Annotated in this window: 3 protein-coding genes and 1 pseudogene; all 4 read right to left on the reverse strand. The window is 73.4% G+C overall.

Features of this window, described 5'->3' with window-relative positions; translation table 11 throughout:
* Positions 1–2: 2 nt before the first annotated feature.
* The gene (priA, locus tag CQZ88_RS06280; protein WP_029544076.1) at positions 3–737 is read right to left on the reverse strand and encodes a bifunctional 1-(5-phosphoribosyl)-5-((5-phosphoribosylamino)methylideneamino)imidazole-4-carboxamide isomerase/phosphoribosylanthranilate isomerase PriA; all 735 of its coding nucleotides are present in this window, start codon (positions 735–737) and stop codon (positions 3–5) included.
* Between the two features lie 50 nt (positions 738–787).
* Entirely contained in the window at positions 788–1,111 is a 324-nt protein-coding gene (locus tag CQZ88_RS06285; protein WP_050035338.1) for a hypothetical protein, read from the reverse strand.
* Positions 1,108–1,743 (reverse strand): imidazole glycerol phosphate synthase subunit HisH, encoded by a 636-nt coding sequence (hisH, locus tag CQZ88_RS06290; RefSeq protein ID WP_029544081.1) that lies wholly within the window; start codon positions 1,741–1,743, stop codon positions 1,108–1,110. Before hisH ends, CQZ88_RS06285 begins: the two co-directional genes overlap by 4 nt.
* A gap of 10 nt (positions 1,744–1,753) precedes the next feature.
* A pseudogene (locus CQZ88_RS06295) lies at positions 1,754–1,989 on the reverse strand (MFS transporter); the annotation flags it as partial.

Below are 1,989 nucleotides of genomic sequence, written 5' to 3' on the forward strand. Positions count from 1 at the left end.
GATCAGCGTGAGACCGCGTCGAGGGCCTCGGTGAGCGTGAACCGGCCCGCGTACAGCGCCTTGCCGACGATGGCGCCCTCGACGCCCCGGTCGACGAGGCCGGCGATCGCCCGCAGATCGTCGAGGGCGGACACGCCGCCGGAGGCGACGACGGGAGCGTCGGTGGCTGCGCAGACCTGGGCGAGCAGATCGAGGTTGGGGCCGGTGAGCGTGCCGTCCTTGGTGACGTCGGTGACGACGTAGCGGCTGCAGCCGTCGCGGTCGAGCCGCGCGAGGACCTCCCACAGGTCGCCGCCGTCGGAGACCCAGCCGCGGCCGCGCAGGCGCCACTGCCCGTCGATGAGCTTGACGTCGAGCCCGACGGCGATGCGGTCGCCGTACTCGGCGATGGCGCGGGCGCACCAGTCGGGATCCTCGATGGCGGCGGTGCCGAGGTTGACGCGAGCGCACCCGGTGGCCAGCGCCGCCTCGAGGGACTCGTCGTCGCGGATCCCGCCGGAGAGCTCTACCTTCACGTCCAGTTCGCCGACGACCTCGGCGAGGAGTTCGCGGTTGGAGCCGCGTCCGAAGGCGGCGTCGAGATCGACGAGGTGCACCCATTCGGCGCCGGCGTTCTGCCACTCGAGGGCGGCGTCGCGGGGAGAGCCGTAGCTGGTCTCGCTGCCCGCCTCTCCCTGGACGAGGCGAACTGCTTCACCGTTGGCGACATCGACTGCAGGCAAAAGGACCAGGCTCACTGCGCCCATGCTAGTGGGTCGCGGCGGTCGCGGAGAACCGGCCCCGACGGTCACCCCGCACCGTCGCCGCGCGGCGTGTCGTCACCGTCGCGGCGCGGCGTGTCGCTGCCGTCACGGCGCGGGGTGTCGTTGCCGTCGGGACCGAAGGCGCGGCGCGTCGTCCGGGTCGAGACGACGCCCATCGCGGCGATCGCGCCGGCCACGCCGGCGAGGGCGACGATCAACCCGACGACGGGCCCCGGTCGCAGCACCACGATGACGACGGTGGCGAGCAGGAGCACGCCCGTGGCGGCGCCCAGTGCCGTCAGCGCGAGCCGGCCGAGCGAGAACTCCGGCCGGGCCGGGTCGTCGCCGCCGGCCCCGCCGCGGTTCACAAACTGCCGACCCAATTGCGCAGCAGCTCGGCCCCCGCGTCGCCGGACTTCTCGGGATGGAACTGCGTCGCAGACAACGGGCCGTTCTCGACCGCGGCGAGGAACCGCCCGCCGTGCTCCGCCCAGGTCAGCGCGGGCGGGGCGAACAGCTCCGACGGCGGCAGCTCCCACTTCTGCGCGGCGTAGGAGTGCACGAAGTAGAACCGGGTGTCGCGGTCCATGCCGGCGAACAGCACGCTGTTGTCGGGGGCCTCGACGGTGTTCCAGCCCATGTGCGGCAGCACCGGCGCGTCGAGACGTTCGACGGTGCCGGGCCATTCGCCACATCCGTCGGTCTCGACACCGAATTCCACGCCCTTGTCGAAGAGGATCTGCATGCCGACGCAGATGCCGAGCACCGGACGGCCGCCGGCGAGTCGCTGCCCGATGATCCGGTCCCCGCGCACCGCCTTCAGTCCCGCCATGCACGCCGCGAACGCGCCGACGCCGGGCACGACCAGGCCGTCGGCGGCGAGCGCGACCTGCGGGTCGGCGGTCACCTCCACCTGCACGCCGGTGCGCGCCACCGCGCGCGTCGCCGAATGCAGATTGCCGGAGCCGTAGTCGAGGACGGCGACCTTGGTTGCGCTCATGGGCTCGATTCTATGGGGCCGCGGCGGGCCGCTCCGACGGCCCGGCGATCCGGGCGAGCAGCGGCAGGATCGGCACGAGCAGCGCGGCGGTCGCGAACGCGGCGGGATAGCCTGCGACGGTGGCGATCCCGCCGAGCAGCAGCGATCCGGCCCCGGTGCCCGCGTCGAAGCCGATGTTCCAGGCGGCGCTCGCGGCGCCGACATGGGCGGGCCCGGCGCGACGGAACGCAAGCATCAGGGCGTCGT

The organism is Rhodococcus sp. ENV425 (assembly GCF_002887785.1).
Taxonomy (GTDB): Bacteria; Actinomycetota; Actinomycetes; order Mycobacteriales; family Mycobacteriaceae; genus Rhodococcus; species Rhodococcus aetherivorans.